The sequence below is a fragment of the Paracidovorax citrulli genome (assembly GCF_900100305.1).
Lineage (GTDB): Bacteria > Pseudomonadota > Gammaproteobacteria > Burkholderiales > Burkholderiaceae_C > Paracidovorax > Paracidovorax citrulli.
In genome coordinates this window covers 190,872-213,037 of record NZ_FNEY01000002.1, presented here as the reverse complement: position 1 = coordinate 213,037, position 22,166 = coordinate 190,872, and the positions used below count along the sequence as shown (strand labels likewise).

Genomic DNA, 22,166 nt, shown 5'->3' with positions numbered 1-22,166 from the left:
TCAGTGCCCTCCCGCCTTGCCCACCCGCAGGCGGGGATCGACCGCGAAATACAGCAGGTCCACGACCAGGTTGATCACCACGAAGATCAGTGCGATCAGGCAGAGGTAGGCCGCCATCACGGGAATGTCCGCGAACGTCACCGCCTGGATGAAGAGCAGGCCCATGCCGGGCCACTGGAACACCGTCTCGGTGATGATGGCGAAGGCGATGAGGCCGCCCAGTTGCAGGCCGGTGATCGTCATCACCGGCACCAGCGTGTTCTTCAGGGCATGCCCGAAATGGATGGCCCGGTCGGACAGGCCGCGGGCGCGGGCGAACTTGATGTAGTCGGTGCGCAGCACCTCCAGCATCTCGGCGCGCACGAGGCGCATGATGAGCGTGAGCTGAAAGATGGCCAGCGTCACCGCCGGCAGCGTGATGTGGTGCCAGCCCTTGGCACTGAGCAGGCCCGTGCTCCACCAGCCGACCTGCGTGACCGGACCGCGCCCGAAGCTCGGGAACCAGCCCAGGTGGACGGCGAACACGAGGATCAGCAGGATGCCGATGAGGAACGTGGGCAGCGACACCCCCAGCAGGGACAGCGTCATGAAGAGCTGGCTCGTGAAGGCGCCGCGACGCAGCGCCGCATAGACCCCCATGGGCACGCCGACCACCAGGGCCAGGACAGCGGCGACCAGCGCCAGCTCCAGCGTGGCCGGGAAACGCTCGGCAATGAGGCTGGACACCTTGGCCCCCTGCCGGAGGCTGAGTCCGAACTCCCCCTGAGCGGCATTCACGAGGAAATGCCAGAACTGCACGATGAAAGGCTGGTCCAGCCCGAGTGCCGCACGCATGTCCCGTATCTGGTCCGGCGTGGCGTCCTGCCCGAGCAGGAAGGTGACGGGATCGCCCACATACTGGAACAGCATGAAGGAGATGAAAGCCACCGCGACCATGACGATCACGGCCTGGATGAGGCGTCTCAGAATGAAGGCAAGCATCGTAGGAACGGCAGAGAAGCGGGCATGCTAGCAGGGCATATGGCCACCGCATGCAATACCCGGGCCATCGCGGATGGTTGTCGGCCCAAGCCCGGCCCCGGCGGGGTCGCCTTCACAGGCCTGCGGCACATACGCCATACCGCCGAGCGATGGACACGGGACTGAAAACGGCAATGGGCAGACCAGATGGCACATGCCCTCCGGCCCATGGCGGGCAGGAGGGCATGCAGGCCTGCTCCACCACGGTGCGGCAGGATTTGCGCTGCGGACCAGCATGCCGGTGGCATGGTGCCGCCAGCCGGGGACGGATCAGAAGCGATGCCGCAGGCCGATGGTGTAGCCGGTGCGCGACCTGGCGCCGTTGGGCTGGCCGGCGGCGTTGTTCAGGCTGACCTGGTCGCCCTTGAGCTTGGTGTGGTCCACTTCGATGTACGCATCCGTCCGCTTGGAGAATGCATAGTCGAGCGCCATGGTGAAGAAGTCGGCCTTGGCCTTGGCGAGATCGGTATTGCCCTTCTGCTCCGCACGGAAGTAGTGCGCGCCCAGGTTGATCTGCGGCGTGATCTGGTAGCCCGCGCCGATCTTGTAGATCGTGCGCTTGTTGGCCGCAAGGAAGGCCGGGCCGCCGAACCCGCCGTTGATGCCGCCCTGCCACATCGCGGCCAGAACGGCACGGTCCACGGCCGTGAGGCCATCGTCCACCTTGTTCTGGCCATAGCCGCCGTTGAAGTACCAGTTGCCCATGCGGTAGGAACCACCCAGGGTCCAGGCGTCGATCTTCTTGCCGGAGGCGAATTCGTACTGCTGGTAGCCCAGGCCCGCCGCCAGGCCGCCCGACGCATAGCGCACGTAGCCGCCGGCCGTCTTGCCGCCCGTGGCGCTCTTTTCGTCGAAGGAATACTGCAACCCACCGCGCCATGGACCGACCTCGGCCATGTACTTGATCATGTTGTCGGCCCGCGCGCCCAGTGCGAAACCGATCTCGGGCTTGTAGACGTCCATGTACGGCGAGTAGGGATAGGACGCGTACGTGCTGGTCACCAGGTCGAAGAGAACGTTGTATTGGCGGCCCAGCGTGACACGGCCGAAGCCGCCCTGCAGGCCCACCCAGGATTGCTGGAAGTACGGCGTGGCCGGCGTGCCCGTATCGGCGCCGAAACGGTTTTCCAGGTTGACCAGGGCCTTCAGCCCTCCACCCAGGTCCTCGGTCACGTTGATGCCCCAACGGCTCTGGGACATGCCACCCCCGACCATCTGGCTCAACGAGCCGCCCGGACTTCCGGCGGGGCCTTCGTTGTTGGTGTGGCGATACGCCATGTCCACGATGCCGTACAGCTGGACACTGCTGGTGCCGGCCTGCTGCGCGAACGTGAAGGGAGCCGCTACTGCCAGGGTGGTCATGGCCACCGTTTTTTTCACAGACGGAATACGCATGTGTTGTCTCTTTCTGCGGAAGGGATGAGGGAACTTTCATTCTAGAAATCAATGACTTGCATCGGAACAGCCGTTCGCGGCATACCCACAGTCGTTTTCCCTTAGTTCCTGTTACCGGAGTGACAAAAAAAAACCGCTGCCCGAGGGCAGCGGTTTCTTGACTTGCTGAATCAAGCTGGCTGGGCCAGCCGTTCATCAGAAAGCGTGACGGATACCGACTTGCACGCCGGTCTGGTTGTTGCCAGCGCCGGGGCCAGCCACGGTCAGGCCCTTGGTGGCCAGGCCGAGGTTGGAGCTGTCCTTGTTCTTCAGGTAAGCCACGGTGCCGTACAGAGCGGTGCGCTTGGACAGGTTGTGGACATAGCCCAGGGACAGTTGGTGGGCCTTGGAGTCGATGGCCTTCTGGTCGTACAGGGCGTATTGCAGCTTGAATTCGCCAGCGCCGACGGGAGCGGAAGCACCCAGGGAGTAGGCGTTGAACTTGGCATCAGCCACGCCAGGAGCTTCGTACTTGGACTGTTGCAGGATCGTGGACAGCTTGACGACGTTCAGGTCATACGAACCACCGACGGACAGCGTGTCGCGCGAAACGGAACCAGCCAGGTCGCGGCGGTCGTATGCCAGGGTCACGCTCAGAGGACCGTTGTCATAGGAACCGGTGATGCCAGCGTAGCGGGCTTCCTTGCCGGAGGTCTTTTCGTCGAAGCCATAACCCACGCCACCGCTGAAGCCGCCGAAGTTGGGCGTGTAGTAGCTGATCATGTTGCTGGAACGGATGTCGTTGGCGTCAGCCGTTGCGCTGCCGATCCAGTTGCTCCAGCCCATGAACTGGCCAATGCCGGTCTGGCCGAACAGGTCATAGCTGCTGGCCTTGCTGTAGGTGGGGACCAGTTCGCGGCCCAGGCGCACTTCACCGAAGTTGCCAGCCAGGCTCAGGGTCGAGCGGCGCTGGAAGTTGAAACCGCTGGCGTTGCCGTTGTCACCGAAGATCTCGCCTTCGAGCCAGAAGCCGGCCTTCAGGCCGCCACCCAGGTCTTCCGTACCACGGAAGCCCAGACGGCTCGTGGCGTTGCCGCTGGTGGTCAGGCCGTACAGGCTGTCACCGGCTGCATTGGCGTGGTTCACATAGGTAACGCCCGTATCGACGATACCGAACATCGTGACGGAAGATTGAGCCATTGCAGCGCCGGAAGCAGCCAGCACAGCCAGGGCAATCAGGGATTTTTTCATTGCGAGTTACTCCAAGGTTAAACGAGGGCGCCGGTTCGGGGGGCTGGTACGCACTACAGGCGCAGTCCGCCAACCCCGGGCCAACCTCCTGGTGGGGAAGTTGCCCTTATTGCAACAGAGGCCGTTCCGTTTCGCAAAGGAATTCCCGCACAATCGCCCCGAAAGCCCTATTTCGTTGCACCATCGCAACACACAAAAAGGTTCCGCGGAAGTGAGGTAGGACGCGATGGAATCGGGGCCTTACGCTATTTTTTTTGCAGCAATCCTCCCCTTCCGTCATCGACATTCATCGCCATGGACAAGCTCTTGATAGCCGCGGACAACGCCTTGCGCACGCTCTTCGCACGCCCCCGCGCCGCGCAGCCGTCGCCAGCCCGGGGCCTGCCGGAAGGCGACCTGTCGCCGGCCCAGCGGCGCGAGGCCGGGGCGCTCATGCGGGTGAACCACGTGGGCGAAGTGTGCGCCCAGGCGCTCTACATGGGGCAGGCCGCCGTCACGCGCGATCCGGCGCTGCGCGCGCGGCTGATGGAGGCGGCCCGCGAGGAAACCGACCATCTGGCCTGGACGGCCGAGCGCCTGCAGGCCCTGGGAAGCCGACCCAGCTTGCTGAATCCCCTATGGTTCGCCGGGGCGTTCGCGATCGGCTGGACGGCGGCGCAGGTCAGCGATGCCGCCAGCCTGGGTTTCGTGGTGGAAACGGAAAACCAGGTGGCGCGCCACCTGCAGGGGCACCTGGAGCGGATGCCGCCGCAGGATGCGGCCTCCCTCGCGGTGATCGAGCGCATGCAGGCCGACGAGCAACGGCATGCCGACGACGCCCGCGCCGCGGGCGCATCGGACCTGCCCGCGCCGGCCCGCGTGCTCATGGCCGCCGCCGCCCGGGTGATGACGGCTACGGCACACCATATATAGGGAGCCGGGTTCAGGCCTCCACGATGTCGAAGCCGGTGGTGATCTCCGCCGTCTTGCCGAGCATGATGCTCGCGGAGCAGTACTTCTCGTGGCTCATGGCGATGGCCCGCTCGACCGCCGCCGGCGGAAGGGCCCTGCCCGTGACGGTGAAGTGCATGTGGATGCGGGTGAACACTTTCGGGTCGGTCTCTGCACGCTCGGAACTGAGCTTCACGCTGCAGCCGCGGACGTCGTGGCGGCCCCGTCGCAGGATGAGCACCACGTCGTAGGCGGTGCAGCCGCCGGTGCCGGCGAGGACCGTTTCCATCGGCCGGGGGGCCAGATTCTGTCCTCCGTTGGCGGGGTTGGCGGCATCGGGCGCCCCGTCCATGGCCAGGACGTGGCCGCTGCCGGTTTCCGCGATGAACCCCATGCCCGAGCGCGTGCCCGAGGCGCCGGTCCAGGTGACTGTGCATTCCATGTTGTTTTTTCCCATCAAATTGGCAGCCCGAAGACTTTCGCGGCCGCACCATCGCGATTTTGCTGCATCGCAGCATCGGTTGCGCTACACTTGCGCCATGCGTTGCCCGAAAGGGTTGGCGGATCTGAAAAGACCCACCCGACGCGCCCATTGTCTCCTCCATCTCCTCAAAGGATGGATTCGGCTCCGGATCTCACGATCCGGGGCCGTTTTTTTTTGCCCCGCCCGGCTGGGGCGGGCCGGCTGGGGCAAAGGCCTATGATGTCGGCCCTGCCGCAGCCCACGCATCCATGACGAAGACCTCCCCCCCTGCCCTGACACCCGCCGACTACCTCAAGAAGATCCTGACGGCGCGCGTGTACGACGTGGCCGTCGAGTCGGCACTGGAGCCCGCGCGCGCGCTGGGCCGCCGGCTGCACAACACGGTGCTGCTCAAGCGCGAGGACCAGCAGCCCGTGTTCAGCTTCAAGCTGCGGGGTGCCTACAACAAGATGGCGCACCTGTCTGCCGAGCAGTTGCAGCGCGGCGTGATCTGCGCCTCGGCCGGCAACCATGCGCAGGGCGTGGCCATGAGCGCCAAGCGCCTGGGCACGCGTGCGGTGGTGGTGATGCCCACGACCACGCCGCAGCTCAAGGTGGACGCCGTGAAGACGCTGGGCGGCGAGGTCGTGCTGCACGGGGACAGCTACTCCGACGCCTACGAGCACGCCGCGCGCCTGCAGCAGGAGCAGGGCCTGACCTTCGTGCATCCGTTCGACGATCCGGACGTGATCGCCGGACAGGGCACCATCGCCATGGAAATCCTGCGCCAGCTGCAGAGCCTGGGCAGCAATCGGCTGGACGCGGTGTTCGTGGCGATCGGCGGCGGCGGCCTGGTGAGCGGGGTGGCCAACTACATCAAGGCCGTGCGGCCGGAGATCCGCATCGTCGGCGTGCAGATGAACGATTCCGACGCCATGGCACGCTCGGTCGCGTCCGGCAGCCGCGTGGCGCTCCCCGACGTGGGGCTGTTTTCGGACGGCACGGCCGTGAAGCTGGTGGGCGAGGAGACCTTCCGCGTCGCGAGCGGGCTGGTGGACGAGTTCATCACGGTGGACACCGACGCCGTCTGCGCGGCGATCAAGGACATCTTCGTGGACACGCGCAGCATCGTGGAGCCCGCCGGGGCCCTGGCGGTGGCGGCCATCAAGCAGTACGTGGCCCAACACAAGACCCGCGGGGAAACGTACGCCGCCATCCTGTGCGGCGCCAACATGAATTTCGACCGCCTGCGCTTCGTCGCGGAGCGTGCCGAAGTGGGCGAAGAGCGCGAGGCGCTGCTGGCGGTGACGATCCCCGAGGAGCGCGGGAGCTTCCGGCGCTTCTGCGAGGTGGTCGGCCAGTTGCCCGGCGGCCCCCGCAACGTGACGGAGTTCAACTACCGCATCAGCGATGCGTCGCGAGCCCACGTCTTCGTCGGGCTGACCACGCATGGCAAGGGCGAGTCGGAGAAGATCGCGCGCAACTTCCAGCGCCATGGGTTCGAGGCGCTGGACCTCACGCACGACGAACTGGCCAAGGAGCACCTGCGGCACCTCGTGGGCGGCCGCTCCGGGCTCGCCCAGGACGAGCGGCTGCTGCGCATCATCTTCCCGGAGCGCCCGGGCGCGCTCTTCAAGTTCCTGAGCATGATGCAGCCAAGCTGGAACATCAGCCTCTTCCACTACCGCAACCAGGGGGCGGACTACGGCCGCATCCTCGTGGGCATGCAGGTGCCGGCGGGCGACGCACAGGCCTTCGAGGCCTTCCTGCAGACGCTGGGCTACCCCTACGTGGAAGAAACGCAGAACCCCGCGTACCGGCTGTTCCTGCAGGCGCCCGCGGGCCGGGGCTGACGCCTTCCGATCGCCAACGAGAAGCGACCGCCCCGCTGCCCCATGCAGGCCCTTCGCCACTTCCTGCTGGCCGTGCAGTTCTTCACGCGCATCCCCGTGACCGGGCGGTGCGCGGACTGGGTGGGGTTCAGCCCGGCCATGCTGCGGGCGAGCGCCGCGCATTTCCCCGGCGTGGGCTGGATCGTGGCGGCCGTGGCGTCCCTGGTGTACGGCACGCTCCACCTGCTCTTCGGCCCCCAGCCCTATGCGGCATTGGCCTGTGCAGCGCTCAGCACCGCGGCGACCGTCGTGCTCACCGGAGGCTTTCACGAGGACGGCCTGGCGGACGTGGCGGACGGCCTGGGCGGCAGCGCGGACCGCGGGCGGGCCCTGGAAATCATGAAGGATTCGCGCATTGGCGCGTTCGGGGCCATGGCCCTGTGCCTGGCCCTGGCCAGCAAGCTCGCGATGCTGGCGATGCTGGGGCACCGCGGGCTGGCCGTGGCACTGGCGGCCCTGGCAGGCGCGCATGTGGTGTCCCGCTTCTGGCCCCTGCTGCTGGTGCGCACATTGCCCCACGTGGGCCATGAGGCCACCTCCAAGAGCAAGCCGCTGGCGGACCGGATCACGCTGGGCGCGCTGCTGGCAGCCGGCTTGTGGGCCGCGCCCGCGCTGGTGCTCGCAGCCTGGCTGCTGGGCCCGGCATCGGCCCTGGCGGCCCTGGGCGCCAGCGGCGTGGCCGCCTGGACGCTGCGTGCATGGTTCGCCCGGCGCCTGCAGGGTTTCACGGGGGACTGCCTGGGGGCGGTGCAGCAGGTGGCCGAGATCGCGTTCTACCTGGGATGCGCCGCGGTGGCCGGTACCGCTGCCACATGAGCGCGCGGCCCGTGCGGCTCTGGCTGGTGCGGCATGCCATGCCGTGCGTGGCCGCGGGTATCTGCTATGGATCGCTCGATGTGGCGCCGGACGCCCAGGCCACCGCCGATGCCGCCATCCGCCTGGCCAGCGCCCTGCCCGCCACCGCCCTGCCCGTCTGGCATTCGCCGCTCGGGCGCTGCGCGGAATTGGCACGTTCGCTGCAGGCCCTGCGTTCCGATCTCTCTCCGCAGCCGGACGCGCGGCTGGTGGAAATGGATTTCGGGACCTGGGAGGGCCGTCCCTGGAACGGAATCGGGCGCGCGGCCATCGATGCATGGATGGCCGACTTCCCAGGCCATGCGCCAGGCAATGGCGAAAGTCTGGCGCGGATGCTGGCGCGCGTGCGGAACGCCCTGCGGGAAGCGCGCGACACGGGTGCCGCCGACGTCGTGTGGATCACGCATGCCGGCGTCGCGCGCTGCGTGCATTGGCTGCTGGAGCAACCGTCCCGCGCACCGCGCGCCGACGAATGGCCGCTGGATGCGCCCGGGTACGGCGCCTGGGAATGCCGCGAGATCGGCGGCCTCGACCCCGCCTGAGTCTGCAAAGAAGGAAGGGGCGGCTCAAGGCGCGACGGTTGTTACACCCGTTGCTCCGTCTCCTTTTTCAGGCACTTCGAGGGTGACCGTGGCCTCGCCACCCCGGGGCGGACCGAGGCGCACCTGCTTTCGGCCCAGCGACTGCACCACCAGGCCTTCGGCCACGGTGGCTCCCAGGCGGAACGGACGCGCGGGCTGGTTGTCTATGGCGATGAGGGCCGCGCCGCCGCCGCTGGCCGTGCCGGCGAGCACGCCCTGCAGGGCGAAGCGGCTGGGCTCGCGCGCGGCGGGCGCGCCGGGAGCGGCCGGGCCCGCGCCCAGCAGCCGCGCGAGCGCCTGCGCATCCGGAGCCGGCGGCGCGGGCGCCGCGACGGGGGCGGCGATGGGTGCCGGACGGACCGCCAGCCGGAGCCCCCAGAAAACCACGCTGGCGCCTGCGAGCACCCACAGGGCGAGCGTGCCGAGCCGAACGCCCCAGGGGCCGGATGTGTTTGTCACCATGTCACGATTATCATTGACCGGATATGTCTCCCACTTTTCAGAAGACCGTGATCTCCCGCAACGCAGGCGCCATCGCACGGCGCGCCAGGAACGCCCGCAGCCGGATCGCGCGCGGCTTCACGCTGATCGAGCTGATGGTCGTGCTGGTCATCATCGGGGTGCTGGCCGCCCTGATCGTTCCCAATGTGATAGACCGTGCGGACGATGCGCGGGTGACCGCGGCACGCACCGACATCACCAACATCGTCCAGGCGCTGAAGCTCTACCGCCTGGACAACCAGCGCTATCCCACCGCCGAGCAGGGGTTGCAGGCGCTGATCGCCCGCCCCACGAACGGCCCGGTCCCGGGCAACTGGCGCCCCTATCTCGAGAAGCTGCCCAACGATCCCTGGGGCCGGCCCTACCAGTACCTGAATCCCGGCATCAAGGGCGAAGTGGACGTGATGTCCTTCGGCGCCGACGGGCAGTCGGGCGGCGAGGGCAAGAATGCCGACATCGGCAGCTGGCAGTAAGCGCTGGCGCCGCGGCGCCCGGGGCTTCACGCTGCTGGAACTGCTGGTGGTGATCTCGCTGATCGCCATCGCCACGGCGGGCGTGGGCTTCGCACTGCGGGACGACGGCCAGACGGCCCTGCAGCGCGAAGGCGAGCGCCTCGCCGCGCTGCTGGAGGCGGGCCGGGCCCAGTCCCGTGCCTCCGGCGCGCCGGTACGCTGGCGTGCCGTTGGCGGAAACTTCCGGTTCGAGGGACTGCCCGGCAACCCGGCCCCGGGCGCCTGGCTCGATCCCTCGACCTACGTGGTGGGCCCCGCGCTGCTGCAACTGGGCCCCGAGCCGCTGATTGCACCGCAGCAGGTGGTGCTCGCGAGCCAGTCCCATCCCGGGCGCTCGGTGCGCGTGGCGACCGACGGCCTGCGTCCCTTCACCGCGGAGACGGTGCAATGACCCCGCGCGCGGCCACCGCTCGCCAGTGCGCTGGCCGGGCATCGGCCACGGGTTTCACGCTGGTCGAAGTGCTGGTGGCCCTGGCCATCGTGGCGATCGCGCTGACGGCCGGCACGCAGGCCACCTCGGCGCTGGCCCGCAATGCCGCGCGCCAGTCCGACGTGATGCTCGCGCACATCTGCGCGGAGAACGAACTCGTGAAGGTGCGGCTCGCACGCCAGATGCCTTCCATCGGGGACAGCACCGTGCCCTGCGAGCAGGCCGGCCTGCGCTATGACGTGGCGGTGGCCGTGCGGCCGACGCCCAATCCGCAGTTCCGCCGGGTCGATGCCCAGGTTTTCGATGCCACGGGGCCGGTGCTGCGGCTGTCCACCATCGTGGGGAGGTACTGATGCCCCCCCTGAGCCGCCTTCGGCGCCTTCCCCCCGAGGGGGACGCCGCCAGTGGCCGGGCAAAGCCCGATCCACGGCGTCTGCCGGCATGGCCTGCTCCGCGGCCTCCGGACCAGGAAGGCCGTGCAGATAGCGTACCCAGTCGACATGGCTTTGATCTCTGGATCTTCAGGACACGTACTCGGCGCCATGCCGCCGGCTTCACGCTCGTGGAGCTGCTGGTCGCGATCGCGATCATGTCGCTGCTGGCGCTCATGAGCTGGCGCGGCCTGGATGGCATGGCGCGGGCGCAGGAGCAGACGCGGGCGCGCGGGGACGAGTTGCTGGTGGTGGAGGCCGCGCTGGCGCAGTGGACGGCGGACCTGGATGCGCTGCAGGCCATGGACCAGACCAAGCCCATCGATTGGGACGGGCAGGTGCTGCGCCTGACGCGCCGGGGCAGTGGCACGCCCGACGAAGGGGCGTTCGTGGTCGCCTGGGCGCGGCGTGCGGTGAACGGCGCGGACCAGTGGCTGCGCTGGCAGTCGCCCCCGCTGCGCACTCTGGGCGAATGGAACACGGCCTGGCAGCGCGCGGCGCTGTGGGCGCGCTCGGGCGGTGCGGGCAGTGCCGGGGCCGAGCGCGGGGAAACCGTGTTGATGCCGCTGCAGGACTGGCGCCTTTTCTACTACCGCGACGGGGCCTGGTACAACGGTCTGTCCAGCAGCGCCACGGCCCCCACCCCACAGACCATGGGGCCGACGGCCCCGACGAGCATTCCCGACGGGGTGCGCCTGCAGATCGTGCTGCCGCCGGGGCGCGCGCTCGCCGGCACGATCACCCGGGACTGGGTCACCCCCACCAATGGCGGAGGCAAGTCGTGACGCGGCGCGGCGGCGGCAGGACGGGCGCCGTGCGCCAGCGCGGGGCGGCGCTCCTCGCGGCGATGCTCACCGTGGCGCTGGTGGCCACTTTCGCGGCTGCGGCGATGTGGCAGCAATGGCGCGCCGTCGAGGTGGAAGCCGCCGAACGGGCACGCGTGCAGTCGGCATGGCTGCTGGTCGGCGCGCTCGACTGGTCGCGGCTGATCCTGCGCGAAGACCTGTTCGCGCGCGGCGGTGACGGTACGGACCACCTCGCGGAACCCTGGGCCGTTCCGCTGGAAGAGGCGCGGCTGTCCACCTTCCTCGCGGCCGGGCCCGAAGGCGCGACGGCCGAGCCGGATGCCAGCACGGACACCGCCAATGCCTTCCTGTCGGGCCAGATCACCGACCTGCAGTCGCGGCTCAATGTCTTCAACCTGGTCGAGGGCACCGCCTTGTCCGCGCCCGCCCTGCGCCAGTTCGGCCGCCTGTTCGATGCGCTGGGGCTGCCGCAGCAGGAGTTGCAGCAGCTCGCGGAAGGCCTGCGCAAGGCGATGGCGCAGAGCCATGCCGCGGGAACCGGCAACCCCGGCACCGGCACCGGAACTGGCACGGGCGCCGCGGCAGCGCCCGCCGCCGGACCGGCCGACCTCGCATCCGTTCCGCTCATGCCCCGCAGCTTCACGCAGCTCACGTGGCTGGGGCTGTCGGCGTCCACGGTCGCCGCGCTGGAACCGTATGCGACCCTGCTGCCGCGGCGCACGCCGGTCAATCTCAATACCGCGAGCGCGCAGGTGCTGCAGGCCAGCATCGACGGGCTGGACATGGCGGGCGCGCAGCGGCTGGTGCAGGCGCGGGAGTCGCAGCATTTCAAGACCTCCGCGGACGCCACCCGGCAACTGGGCGGCAGCCTGCAGATCCCGCCCGAGACCCACTCGACCATGTCTTCGTACTACGAAGTGCGGGGACGCCTGCGCCTGGGCGACACCGTCGTGGAGGAGCGCTCGCTGGTGTACAAGGCCGGCTCCACGGCACGCACGCTGTGGCGCGAACGCGGCGCGTTCGTGAGGAGCCCCGTTGCCGCACGATGACCTGCGCCGGGCCCCGGACCTGCCGTCATGCAGCGCCCCTAAAATGGCCCGCGAATTCCATCCATGAGCACCCTCGTCCTTTTCCTGCCCCTGGGCAGCGCCCCCGGGCCGGCCACCGAATACGGCTACACGCTGACCACGGACGGCCATGCCGCTACCCGCCACGACAGCGCCCGCGCGTCCCTGCTGCCCGACCCGGGGCGGGCGGGCGAGGTGGTCGCCGTGGTGCCGATCCAGGCCCTGTCATGGCAGCGCGTCACGCTGCCCCAGGGCGCGCAGGCGCCGCGCCTGCGCGCGGTGCTCGAAGGGCTGCTGGAAGAGCGGCTGCTGGACGATCCCGCGCAGCTGCATTTCGCGCTGGAGCCGGGCGCGCGGCCGGGCGTGCCGGCCTGGGTGGCCGTGTGCGACCGGAACTGGCTGCGCGCGGCACTGCAGGCCCTGGAGGCCGCGGGCCGGCCGGTGCAGCGGGTGGTGCCCGAGTTCGCGCCGGGCACCGGGGAGGCACCTGCGTATTACGTGATCGGCACGCCCGAGGAACCGCTGCTGGTGGCCACGGGACAGGGCACGGAGGCCGTACCGTCCGTGCTGCCGCTGTCGCCTGCCGCCCTCCAGCTCACGGGCGTTGCGCGCGCCACGGACGCGTCCGGCGCGGACGGCGGTGAGTCCCTCCCGCCCCTGCAGGCGGAGCCGGCAGTGGCCCGGCTCGCCGAACAGATGACCGGCCGCCCCGCGGTACTGCACACGGCGAGCCAGCGCGCGCTGGTGGCGGCGCGCGGTACCTGGGACCTGGCGCAGTTCGAGTTCGCCAGCAACCGCCGCACGCGCACGCTGCGCAGGACGGCGACGGCCTTCGGCACCTTCGCGCGGGCGCCGCAATGGCGGGCCGCGCGCTGGGCCCTGGGCGTGTGCGTGGCCGCGCAGGTGGTCGGGCTGAACGCCTGGGCCTGGCAGGAGCGCCAGGCGCTCGCCGGCAAGCAGGCCGGCGTGCGCAACGCGCTGACCCAGACCTTTCCGCAGGTGCAGGTGGTGGTAGATGCGCCGGTCCAGATGGAACGCGAGGTGGCCCGGCTGCGGCAGCAGGCGGGCGGGGTGTCGGCGCGCGACCTGGAGCCGATGCTCGCGTCCGCGGGCGGCGCGCTGCCCGCGGGGCGCCTGCCCACCGCGATCGACTACACCCCCGGGGAATTGCGGCTGCGGGGCGTCGAGCTGCAGCCCGAGGAACTGGCCACGACCAATGAACGCCTGGCCGCCGCCGGCTACCAGGCCAGCCTGCAGGATGGCGCGGTGCTGCTGCGCGAAGGGGCACGCCCATGAAGCCGGCACGGTCTCCCTCCCCTTCCGCGGCCTCCGGATCCCGCACCGAAGTGCTGCGCGCACGCTGGAAAACGCTGGCTCCGCGCGAACAGTCGCTGGTGCTCGCGGCCGGTACGGTCGTGGCGGTGGCGCTGCTCTGGTGGGTGGCGCTGGCGCCGGCGCTGCGCACGCTGCGCGAGGCGCCCGCGCAGCATGCCGCACTGGACGCCCAGTTGCAGCGCATGCAGGCGCTGCAGTCGGAAGCCCTGCAATTGCAGGCTGCTCCTGCCGCGCCGGCCGGCGACGCATCGCAGGTGCTGCGCACATCGCTGGCACAGCGCCTGGGCTCGCAGGCGCAGATCAGCATCCTGGGCGACCGCGCGACGGTCACGCTGAAGGCCGCGCCGGCGGACGGCGTGGCCGAATGGCTGTCGCAGGCGCGCAGCAACGCCCGCGCCGTGCCCGTCGAGGCGCGGCTGGCACGCAGCACGGCGGCGGCACCGCAGCCCGGCGGGCCGGCGGTGCTCGGCCCGACCTCGCCGCAGCGCGCAGCCGCCCTGGCCCCGTCCGGTACGGCGGCCGCCCGCGCCGGCAAGCCGGCTGCTGCCGCGGCGGATGACGCCATGCCACGCTGGGACGGCACGCTGGTGCTGGCGCTTCCCGCACGGTAGGCCGGCCGGACCGATATTCCGGACTTCCATTGCAACGGACTCTTTCCCGACACTTTCCGACCACCGTGCCCCGCACCACCCGATCCCCCCGCCCAGGCGTGCCGCGCCCCCCCCGGTCTCCCCGTCTCTGGGCCGTGGCCGGCTGCCTGCTGGGCGCGCTTCCCACCCTGGTGCTTTTCGCGCCGGCGGCATGGCTGGCGTCGGGCGTGGAGCGTGCGAGCGGCGGGCAGGTCCTGCTCGCCCAGGCGCGCGGCACGGTCTGGACCGGCTCGGCGCAACTGGTGCTGACCGGCGGCCAGGGCAGTGCCGACCGCGCGGCGCTGCCCGGGCAGCTGCACTGGACGCTGCGGCCCACCTGGACCGGGCTGCGCGTGCAAGTGCGCGCGGACTGCTGCACGGCCTCTCCGATCGCGGCCCGCGCCACGCTGCGCTGGGGCGGCGTGCACGTGGCCGTGGCCGACGGGCAGAGCCAGTGGCCGGCGGCCGTGCTGTCGGGGCTGGGAACGCCCTTCAATACCCTGCAGCCCCAGGGCCGCCTGGCGCTGCGCACGCAGGGCCTGGCGATGGACAGCGCCGCGGGGCGCGTCGTGATCGCGGGCCAGGCGCAGCTGGATGCGCTGGGCATGTCCTCGCGCCTGTCCACGCTGCGCCCGATGGGCAGCTACCGGCTCACGCTGCAGGGCGGCGAGGTGACCACGCTGTCGCTCGCGACGCTGGACGGCGCGCTGCGCCTCACGGGCAGCGGCCGCTGGATCGGCCAGCGCCTGCGCTTCGAGGGCGAGGCCACGGCCGCGCCGGAGCGCGAAGCCGTGCTCTCGAACCTTCTCAACATCATCGGACGGCGCACGGGCGCCCGTTCCCTCATCACCGTGGGTTGATCCCTATGACTTCCTTGAATTCGCAGCGCCTGCGGTTTGCCCTCCACGCCATCGCCGCCGGCGCGATGCTCGCCGCCGCCGGCGGCCCGTTGAACGCCCAGACCGCCACCGGCGCGGCGCCGTCCAGCGTGCGCCCGGGCGAGCCCGTGACGCTGAACTTCGCCGGTGCCGACATCGAGGCGGTGGCCCGCACCATGGCCACGATCACCGGGCGCAACGTGGTGGTGGACCCGCGCGTGAAGGGCCAGCTCACTCTGGTCACGGAGCGGGCGGTCCCGCCGGCCGCGGCCTTCCAGCAGTTCCTGGCAGCCCTGCGCCTGCAGGGCTTCACGGTGGTGGAATCCGCGGGCCTCTACAAGGTCGTTCCCGAAGCGGACGCCAAGCTCCAGTCGGGATCGGTGACGGTCACCCAGGGCGGCTCGGGCAGCGCGCCGGGCGGCGGGCAGATCGTCACGCAGATCTTCAAGCTCAATTTCGAGAACGCGGCCAACCTGGTGCCGGTGCTGCGCCCGCTCATCAGCCCGAACAACACGATCAACGTGAACCCGGGCAACAATTCGCTGGTCATCACCGACTACGCCGACAACCTGCAGCGCATCGCGCGCATCGTCGCGGCGATGGACGTGTCCAACGCCAGCGACGTGGAAGTGATCCCGCTGCGCAACGCGGTGGCGAGCGAGCTCGCGCCGCTGGTGTCGCGCCTGGTGGAGGGCACGGGCAGCACGCCCGGCATGGCCACCACCGCGACGGGCACGGCCGGCGCCATCCCGGGGCAGAGCGACACGGCCTACCGCACCACGCTGCTGCCCGAGCCGCGCAGCAACTCGCTGATCGTGCGTGCCGCCAATCCCGCCCGGCTGGCGCTGGTGCGCACGCTGGTGGACAAGCTCGACCAGGCGCCGGTCGTGGGAAGCGCGGCGGCGTCGGGGAACATCCACGTGGTGTACCTGAAGAATGCGGACGCCACCAAGCTCGCGACCACGCTGCGCGCGGCGCTGGCGGCCTCCATGGGCAGCAACGCGGGCGGCGGTGCCGTGTCCTCCTCCGGCCCGTCCTCTTCCGGCGGCGGTTCGGGCACCGGTTCCACCGGGCTCTCGGGCTCGGGGCTCATGCAGACCGGCAGCAGCGGCGGGATGGGCGGCGGTATGGGCGGCAGCTCGAGCGCCGGTGGCCTGGGCAGCAGCGCGGGCAGCCTGAACAGCGCGAACAGCAACCAGCCGTCCACGGGCGGGCAGATCCAGGCCGACCCCTCCACCAACTCGCTGATCATCTCCGCGCCCGAGCCGCAGTTCCGGCAACTGCGCGCGGTGATCGACCAGCTCGACGGCCGGCGCGCGCAGGTGCTGGTGGAGAGCCTGATCGTCGAGGTCGCGGCCAACAAGGTCGCGGACTTCGGCATCCAGTGGCAGGGGGTGATGGGCAACTACGGCAACGGCACCATCGGCGTCATCGGCACGAACTCCACGGCATCCGGCGGCGCGAACATCCTCAACCTCGCGCTCGCCGCGGCCAGCGGCAGCGTGAGTGGCGTCACCTCCGCGCTCTCGGCCAGCGGGGCGCGGCCGGGCAACGGGCTGAACGTGGCCATCGCGCCGCGCATCAATGGCAACTACTACCTGGGCGCGCTCGCCAACTTCCTCGAGAACACGGGCGATGCCAATGTGCTCTCCACCCCCAATCTGCTGACGCTGGACAACGAAGAGGCCCAGATCATCATCGGCAACAACGTGCCGTTCGTGACCGGCTCGTATGCCAACAGCACGGGCAGCAGCACGGTGAACCCGTTCACCACCGTGGAGCGCAAGGACGTGGGCCTGATGCTGCGCGTGCGCCCGCAGATCAGCGAGAACGGCACGGTCAAGCTGTCTCTATACCAGGAAGTGTCGCAAGTAAACGACGGCACGGCCAACGCAGTCAATGGCCCGACAACGAGCAAGCGCTCGATCGAATCCACGGTACTGGTCAACGATGGCAGCGTGATCGTACTGGGCGGCCTGCTGGAAGACCGTTATTCCATGGGCCAGGACAAGGTGCCGCTGATGGGTGACTTGCCTGTCGTGGGCGGCCTTTTCCGCAACGAGAACCGCAGGCGCCAGAAGACCAACCTGATGGTCTTCCTGCGCCCGGTGGTGATCCGCGACACGGCCACGAGCGACGCGCTGATGATGGACCGCTACGAGGCCATCCGCGCGCTGCAGCAGAACATCCAGCCCGCCCCCAGCACGGTCATGCGCGCGGTGTCGGAAGCCCCGGTGCTGCCGCCGCTCGCGCCGTCGCCCGCGGCAGCCCCCGTGGCCACGCCGCAGGGCGCGGCGCCCGCCGTGCGCAGCGCCCCGCCCGCGCCGCTGGTGCCGCTCGTGCCGCCGGCTCCGGCGCCGGCACGGGCCCCCGCACGCGCCCCGGCGCCGGCCGATGCCGGGGCCTACGACCCGCAGTAACCGGACATTCCCGTCCTCCCACTCCCCCCACGCCATGCGCCACCCGCTTCCCTACGCCTTCGCGCGCAGTTCGCAACTGCTGCTGGAGGACGACGGCCACACCTGCGTGCTCTGGCACGGCCCCGCACCGGATGCCGGGGCACTGTCCGAGGTCATGCGCAAGCATGCCGTGCGGGAGCTGATGCCGCTGGACGCGCACGCCATCGCGCAGCGCATCAGCGCGGCCTATTCCCAAGGGGAATCCAGCGCGGCGACGGTGGTGAGCGAGGTCGAATCCGACGCCGACCTCTCGCGCATGATGCAGGAGCTGCCGGCCGTGGAGGACCTGCTGGAATCGGCGGGCGACGCGCCCATCATCCGCATGCTCAACGCCCTGCTCACGCAGGCCGCGCGCGACGGCGCGAGCGACATCCACATCGAGCCCTACGAGCGGCATTCGAGCGTGCGCTTCCGCGTGGACGGCACGCTGCGCGAAGTGGTGCAGCCGAACCGCGCGCTGCATGCGGCGCTGATCTCCCGCCTGAAGATCATGGCGGACCTGGACATCTCCGAAAAGCGCCTGCCCCAGGACGGCCGCATCAGCCTGCGGCTGGGCACGCGCGCGATCGACGTGCGCGTCTCGACCCTGCCGAGCGCCCATGGCGAGCGGGCGGTGCTGCGCCTGCTGGACAAGAGCGAGAGCAAGCTGAGCCTGGAGGCCGTGGGCATGCAGGGCGACACGCTGCGCCGCTTCGACGGGCTGATCCACCAGCCGCATGGCATCGTGCTCGTGACAGGGCCCACGGGCTCGGGCAAGACCACCACGCTGTATGCGGCGCTGGGCCGGCTCGACGCCACCAGCAGCAACATCATGACGGTGGAGGACCCGATCGAGTACGAACTGCCGGGCGTGGGCCAGACCCAGGTCAACAGCAAGATCGACCTCACCTTCGCCAAGGCGCTGCGCGCCATCCTGCGCCAGGACCCGGACGTGATCATGATCGGCGAGATCCGCGATTTCGAGACCGCGCAGATCGCCATCCAGGCCTCGCTGACGGGCCACCTGGTGCTGGCCACGCTGCACACCAACGACGCGGCCAGCGCCGTCACCCGCCTGACCGACATGGGCGTGGAGCCGTTCCTGCTCTCCAGCTCCCTGCTGGGCGTGCTGGCGCAGCGGCTGGTGCGCAAGCTCGATCCGACCGAGCCCAGTGGCTACCGCGGCCGCACGGGCGTGTTCGAGCTCCTGGTGGTGGACGACACGCTGCGCGCGCAGATCCACGGCCAGGCGGCCGAGGCGGAACTGCGCGCCACCGCGATCGCCGGCGGCATGACGCTCATGCGCGAGGACGGTGAGCGGCTGGTGCGTGCCGGCATCACGAGCCCCGAGGAAGTGCTGCGCGTCACGCGCGAATAGCGCGGCTTCCGGCGCGCCCGCCGCTCAGCCGGCCGGCAGCAGTTCCAGCACCGTCTCCGGCGGCCGGCACAGGCGCGCGCCGCGCGGGGTGACCACGATGGGCCGGTTCATCAGTTCCGGATGGCGCGCCACGTGCGCGATCAGCGCTTCGTCGCCGATGGCCTCGTCGTCCAGGCCCAGCGCCTGCCAGGCGGGCTCCTTCGAGCGCAGCAACGCGCGCACGGGGCCGCCCACTTGCGAAAACAGCGTGCGCAGCGCGGCCTCGTCCAGCGGCTCGGCGAGGTAGTCCACGATGCGCGGCTCGATGCCGTGCTCGCGCAGCAGGGCGAGCGCACCGCGCGAATTGCTGCAGCGGGCGTTGTGGTAGATGGTGACGTCGGGATCGGGTGTAGCGTCGGTCATGCGGCGAGTCTAGACCGGGCCGCCGCAGGCCGGCGGGAGGTCAGCGCGAACCGGACGCCCGCAGCGTGCGGCTCAGCAAAATGACGGGCACCAGCCCCACGGCCACCAGCGCGAGCGACGGCAGGGCCGCCTCGCCCAGGCGCTCGTCGCGCGCGAGCTGGTAGGCGACGACGGCCAGGGTGTCGCTGTTGAAGGGGCGCAGCACCATGGTGGCGGGCAGCTCCTTCATCACGTCCACGAACACCAGCAGCGCCGCCGCCGCGGTGGAGCGGCGCAGCAGCGGCCAGTGCACGCGCGCGAGCAGGCCGAGGCCGCCAGCGCCGAGCATGCGCGCGGAATCGTCGAGGCTGGCGGGGATGCGCGCATAGCCGCTCTGCACCGATTGCAGCGCCACCGCGCAGAAGCGAACGAGGTAGGCCCAGACGATGCCCACCGCAGTGGCGGTGACGAGCGCCGGCACGCGCCATTCCGGCACCGCGGCCTGCAGCCAGCCCACGGGCAGCAGCAGGCCGACGACGATCACCGCGCCCGGCACGGCATAGCCCACGCTGGCCAGTTGCACCACGCCACGCGTCAGGCGACCCGCGCGGCGCCGCACGGCGAAGGCCAGCGCCAGCGCCACGCCCACGGCCAGCACCGCGGTGATGGCGCCCAGCCGCACACTGTGGCCGGCCCATTCCACGAAGCGGTCCCAGGGCAGCACGGACCAGTCCGCGGCCAGCGGGCGCAGCATGAAGGCCACCGGCGCGAAGAAGCCCATCACCACCGGCAGCCCGCACACCAGCCAGGCGGCCACGCAGCGCCAGCCGGCGAGCCGCTGGGGCTGGGCCTCGGCGGAGCCCGCGCGGCCCACGCCGCTGGTGGCAAAGCGCATGCGCCGCTGCGCGCGCTGCTCCAGCTGCAGCAGCACGACCACCAGCACCAGCAGCAGCGTGGCGAGCTGCGCCGCGGCGAGGCGGTTGTCCATCGACAGCCAGGCCTTGTAGATGCCCGTCGTGAAGGTCTGGATGCCGAAATAGCTCGCGACCCCGAAATCCGCCAGCGTCTCCATCAGCGCCAGGGCCACGCCCGCCGCCACGGCGGGACGCGCCAGCGGCAGCGCCACGGTGCGCACGCGGCGCGCGAGCGGCGCACCCAGCAGGCGTGCGGCCTCCATGAGGTGGGCGGCGCGCTCGCCGAGCGCCGTGCGCGCCAGCAGATAGACGTACGGATAGAGCGAGAAGACGAACACCCACACCGCCCCGCCCAGGCTGCGCACCTCGGGCAGCAGCCGGCCCTCCAGACCGTAGGTGGCGCGCAGCCAGACCTGCAGCGGGCCGCTGAACTGCAGGAAATCGGTGTACGCATAGGCCGTGACGTAGGCCGGCATGGCCAGCGGAAGCAGCAGCAGCCACTCCAGCGTGCGGCGGCCGCGGAAGTCGAACAGGGTCACGGCTGCCGCGGTGGCCGTGCCCACCAGCGCCGCGCCGGCACCCACGGCGAGCGCGAGCCAAACCGTGGTGGCGAGATAGTCCGGCAGCACCGTGGCCGCCATCTCGCGCAGGATGGCCAGGGACTCGGCGCCGCCATGCCCCCACGGCAGCCAGGACGCGAACACGGCCAGCACCGGCAGGGTGAGGAAGAAGGCGAGCAGCAGCAGCGGAACGGCGCGCAGGGCGGAGAGGAAACGCAAGGCGGTGGGGAGGAAAAACGAAAGCCGGGAAGGAAAAGGCCGCAACGGGCGGGGCTGCCCACGGTGGCCGTGCGGCACCGTCCTGGATGCAAATGCGAATTCTACGCATTGCCCCTTCTAGAATCCCCGCATGTTCCTCGAAGTCATCCAACTGGACGTGCGCTACCCCGGCCGCGCGCAGGCAGCCGTGCGCGGCGCCACCCTCGGCCTGGCCGCCGGCGAGATCGGCGTGCTGATCGGCCCCTCGGGCTGCGGCAAGACCACGCTGCTGCGGGCCGTCGCGGGCCTGGAGCCCGTGGCGGGCGGGGAGATCCGGCTGGAAGGCGAACGCGTGGGCGGAGCCGGCCGCAGCGTGCCGCCCGAGCAGCGCCGCATCGGCATGGTGTTCCAGGACTACGCCCTCTTCCCCCACCTGACCGTGGGCCGCAACGTGGCCTTCGGCATCCACCGCCTGCCGAAGGCGGAACAGGCGGCCCGGGTGGACGAGGTGCTGCGCCTCGTGGGGCTCGAGGGCAGCGCGGCGCGCTATCCGCACGAGCTTTCCGGCGGGCAGCAGCAGCGGGTGGCGCTGGCGCGCGCGCTGGCGCCCCGGCCCCGCCTCATGCTGCTGGACGAGCCGTTCTCGAACCTGGACGTGGACCTGCGCGAGCGGCTCGCGCACGAGGTGCGCGGCATCCTCAAGGCGGCCGGCGCCACGGCGCTCTTCGTCACCCACGACCAGTTGGAGGCCTTCGCCATCGGCGACCGCATCGGCGTGATGGAGAGCGGCACGCTGCACCAGTGGGACGACGCCTATGCGCTCTACCACCGGCCGGCCACGCGCTTCGTGGCCGACTTCATCGGGCACGGCGTGTTCGCGCCCGCGACGCTGGAGCAGCGCGGCGACACCGTGGTGGCGCGCACGCCCCTGGGCGACCTGGAGGACGTGGCCGAATGCCCCCTGCCCTCCAGCTACCCGGGCGGTGCCTGCGACGTGCTGCTGCGCGCGGACGACGTGGTGCACGACGACGGCGCACCGGTGCAGGCACGCATCGTGCGCAAGTCGTTCAGGGGGTCGGAATTCCTCTACACCCTGCAGCTGGAGAGCGGGCTCACCGTGATGGCCCACGTGCCGAGCCACCATGACCATGCCGTGGGAGAGTGGATCGGCATCCGGCCGCAGGTGGACCACGTGGTGGCCTTCCCGCGCGCGTGAGAAGGCGCGTGCGGCGCCGGAAGCGGCCTCACGGACAACGGAACTGGAGGGCAGCGGGAACGCCCGGTCCATGAAGGTCGCATTGGCGAGAAAGAACAGGCTGCCGAGCACCACCATGGACAGCGC

The 22,166-nt window shown here is 70.5% G+C and carries 22 protein-coding genes; 15 read left to right on the top strand and 7 right to left on the bottom strand.

Annotated elements, in window-relative coordinates; all coding sequences use genetic code 11:
- The 3 genes from BLR99_RS02215 to BLR99_RS02205 all read right to left on the bottom strand — a co-directional run bounded on the left by BLR99_RS02215 (nucleotide 1) and on the right by BLR99_RS02205 (nucleotide 3,645).
- On the bottom strand, nucleotides 1-981 hold the full coding sequence (locus tag BLR99_RS02215; protein ID WP_074686764.1) for an ABC transporter permease: 981 nt from the start codon (nucleotides 979-981) through the stop codon (nucleotides 1-3).
- 309 nt (nucleotides 982-1,290) lie between these two features.
- The gene (locus tag BLR99_RS02210) at nucleotides 1,291-2,415 is read right to left on the bottom strand and encodes a porin (protein ID WP_011794089.1); all 1,125 of its coding nucleotides are present in this window, start codon (nucleotides 2,413-2,415) and stop codon (nucleotides 1,291-1,293) included.
- Nucleotides 2,416-2,610: 195 nt separating this feature from the next.
- A complete protein-coding gene (locus tag BLR99_RS02205; RefSeq protein WP_017438355.1) occupies nucleotides 2,611-3,645 on the bottom strand; it encodes a porin in 1,035 nt (344 codons plus the stop codon).
- A 294-nt stretch (nucleotides 3,646-3,939) separates the two neighbouring features.
- Between BLR99_RS02205 and coq7 the strand changes: the two genes are divergently transcribed.
- Nucleotides 3,940-4,557 carry a 2-polyprenyl-3-methyl-6-methoxy-1,4-benzoquinone monooxygenase gene (gene coq7 / locus BLR99_RS02200; RefSeq protein ID WP_011794087.1) on the top strand — a complete coding sequence of 206 codons (618 nt, stop codon included), beginning with the start codon at nucleotides 3,940-3,942 and terminating at the stop codon, nucleotides 4,555-4,557.
- Nucleotides 4,558-4,567: 10 nt separating this feature from the next.
- Here the strand turns inward: coq7 and BLR99_RS02195 are convergent, their stop codons facing one another.
- On the bottom strand, nucleotides 4,568-5,017 hold the full coding sequence (locus BLR99_RS02195; protein WP_011794086.1) for an OsmC family protein: 450 nt from the start codon (nucleotides 5,015-5,017) through the stop codon (nucleotides 4,568-4,570).
- A 290-nt stretch (nucleotides 5,018-5,307) separates the two neighbouring features.
- Here BLR99_RS02195 and ilvA point away from each other — a divergent pair, with 290 nt between their 5' ends.
- The 3 genes from ilvA to BLR99_RS02180 are packed head-to-tail and all read left to right on the top strand — an operon-like array spanning nucleotide 5,308 to nucleotide 8,327.
- On the top strand, nucleotides 5,308-6,891 hold the full coding sequence (gene ilvA / locus BLR99_RS02190) for a threonine ammonia-lyase, biosynthetic (protein ID WP_017439165.1): 1,584 nt from the start codon (nucleotides 5,308-5,310) through the stop codon (nucleotides 6,889-6,891).
- A gap of 42 nt (nucleotides 6,892-6,933) precedes the next feature.
- Complete coding sequence (cobS, locus tag BLR99_RS02185; protein WP_011794084.1) at nucleotides 6,934-7,746, top strand: adenosylcobinamide-GDP ribazoletransferase; 813 nt, start codon at nucleotides 6,934-6,936, stop codon at nucleotides 7,744-7,746.
- Nucleotides 7,743-8,327, top strand: coding sequence for a histidine phosphatase family protein (locus tag BLR99_RS02180; RefSeq protein WP_011794083.1), 585 nt, complete (start codon nucleotides 7,743-7,745; stop codon nucleotides 8,325-8,327). The genes cobS and BLR99_RS02180 overlap by 4 nt, the downstream gene beginning before the upstream one ends.
- Before the next feature lie 24 nt (nucleotides 8,328-8,351).
- Here BLR99_RS02180 and BLR99_RS02175 read toward each other — a convergent pair whose 3' ends face one another.
- Entirely contained in the window at nucleotides 8,352-8,828 is a 477-nt protein-coding gene (locus BLR99_RS02175) for a hypothetical protein (RefSeq protein WP_011794082.1), read from the bottom strand.
- A gap of 23 nt (nucleotides 8,829-8,851) precedes the next feature.
- On the opposite strand from BLR99_RS02175, the gene gspG reads away from it, so the two are divergent.
- From gspG to BLR99_RS02125, 10 genes are all read left to right on the top strand, one after another.
- Nucleotides 8,852-9,340 (top strand): type II secretion system major pseudopilin GspG, encoded by a 489-nt coding sequence (gene gspG / locus BLR99_RS02170; protein WP_011794081.1) that lies wholly within the window; start codon nucleotides 8,852-8,854, stop codon nucleotides 9,338-9,340.
- A complete protein-coding gene (locus BLR99_RS02165; protein ID WP_011794080.1) occupies nucleotides 9,315-9,770 on the top strand; it encodes a pilus assembly FimT family protein in 456 nt (151 codons plus the stop codon). The genes gspG and BLR99_RS02165 overlap by 26 nt, the downstream gene beginning before the upstream one ends.
- On the top strand, nucleotides 9,767-10,162 hold the full coding sequence (gene gspI / locus BLR99_RS02160) for a type II secretion system minor pseudopilin GspI (RefSeq protein ID WP_011794079.1): 396 nt from the start codon (nucleotides 9,767-9,769) through the stop codon (nucleotides 10,160-10,162). Before BLR99_RS02165 ends, gspI begins: the two co-directional genes overlap by 4 nt.
- A 164-nt stretch (nucleotides 10,163-10,326) precedes the next feature.
- Entirely contained in the window at nucleotides 10,327-11,025 is a 699-nt protein-coding gene (locus BLR99_RS02155; RefSeq protein WP_041827795.1) for a PulJ/GspJ family protein, read from the top strand.
- A complete protein-coding gene (gene gspK / locus BLR99_RS02150) occupies nucleotides 11,022-12,095 on the top strand; it encodes a type II secretion system minor pseudopilin GspK (protein ID WP_011794077.1) in 1,074 nt (357 codons plus the stop codon). Before BLR99_RS02155 ends, gspK begins: the two co-directional genes overlap by 4 nt.
- A 63-nt stretch (nucleotides 12,096-12,158) precedes the next feature.
- Complete coding sequence (gspL, locus tag BLR99_RS02145; RefSeq protein ID WP_011794076.1) at nucleotides 12,159-13,409, top strand: type II secretion system protein GspL; 1,251 nt, start codon at nucleotides 12,159-12,161, stop codon at nucleotides 13,407-13,409.
- Nucleotides 13,406-14,059 carry a type II secretion system protein M gene (locus tag BLR99_RS02140; RefSeq protein WP_011794075.1) on the top strand — a complete coding sequence of 218 codons (654 nt, stop codon included), beginning with the start codon at nucleotides 13,406-13,408 and terminating at the stop codon, nucleotides 14,057-14,059. The genes gspL and BLR99_RS02140 overlap by 4 nt, the downstream gene beginning before the upstream one ends.
- A 98-nt stretch (nucleotides 14,060-14,157) precedes the next feature.
- Nucleotides 14,158-14,937, top strand: a complete 780-nt coding sequence (gene gspN / locus BLR99_RS02135; protein ID WP_170838010.1) for a type II secretion system protein N — start codon at nucleotides 14,158-14,160, stop codon at nucleotides 14,935-14,937.
- A gap of 5 nt (nucleotides 14,938-14,942) precedes the next feature.
- Entirely contained in the window at nucleotides 14,943-17,375 is a 2,433-nt protein-coding gene (gspD, locus tag BLR99_RS02130; protein ID WP_011794073.1) for a type II secretion system secretin GspD, read from the top strand.
- A 34-nt stretch (nucleotides 17,376-17,409) separates the two neighbouring features.
- Nucleotides 17,410-18,771: a GspE/PulE family protein gene (locus BLR99_RS02125; RefSeq protein ID WP_011794072.1), complete on the top strand. Its 1,362-nt coding sequence runs from the start codon at nucleotides 17,410-17,412 to the stop codon at nucleotides 18,769-18,771.
- 24 nt (nucleotides 18,772-18,795) lie between these two features.
- On the opposite strand, the gene arsC is transcribed toward BLR99_RS02125, so the two are convergent.
- Both arsC and BLR99_RS02115 read right to left on the bottom strand, forming a co-directional pair.
- Nucleotides 18,796-19,173, bottom strand: coding sequence for an arsenate reductase (glutaredoxin) (arsC, locus tag BLR99_RS02120; RefSeq protein ID WP_046060422.1), 378 nt, complete (start codon nucleotides 19,171-19,173; stop codon nucleotides 18,796-18,798).
- 40 nt (nucleotides 19,174-19,213) lie between these two features.
- On the bottom strand, nucleotides 19,214-20,845 hold the full coding sequence (locus BLR99_RS02115) for an ABC transporter permease (protein WP_041827232.1): 1,632 nt from the start codon (nucleotides 20,843-20,845) through the stop codon (nucleotides 19,214-19,216).
- 130 nt (nucleotides 20,846-20,975) lie between these two features.
- Between BLR99_RS02115 and BLR99_RS02110 the strand changes: the two genes are divergently transcribed.
- Entirely contained in the window at nucleotides 20,976-22,040 is a 1,065-nt protein-coding gene (locus tag BLR99_RS02110) for an ABC transporter ATP-binding protein (protein ID WP_011794069.1), read from the top strand.
- The last annotated feature ends 126 nt before the right edge of the window (nucleotides 22,041-22,166 follow it).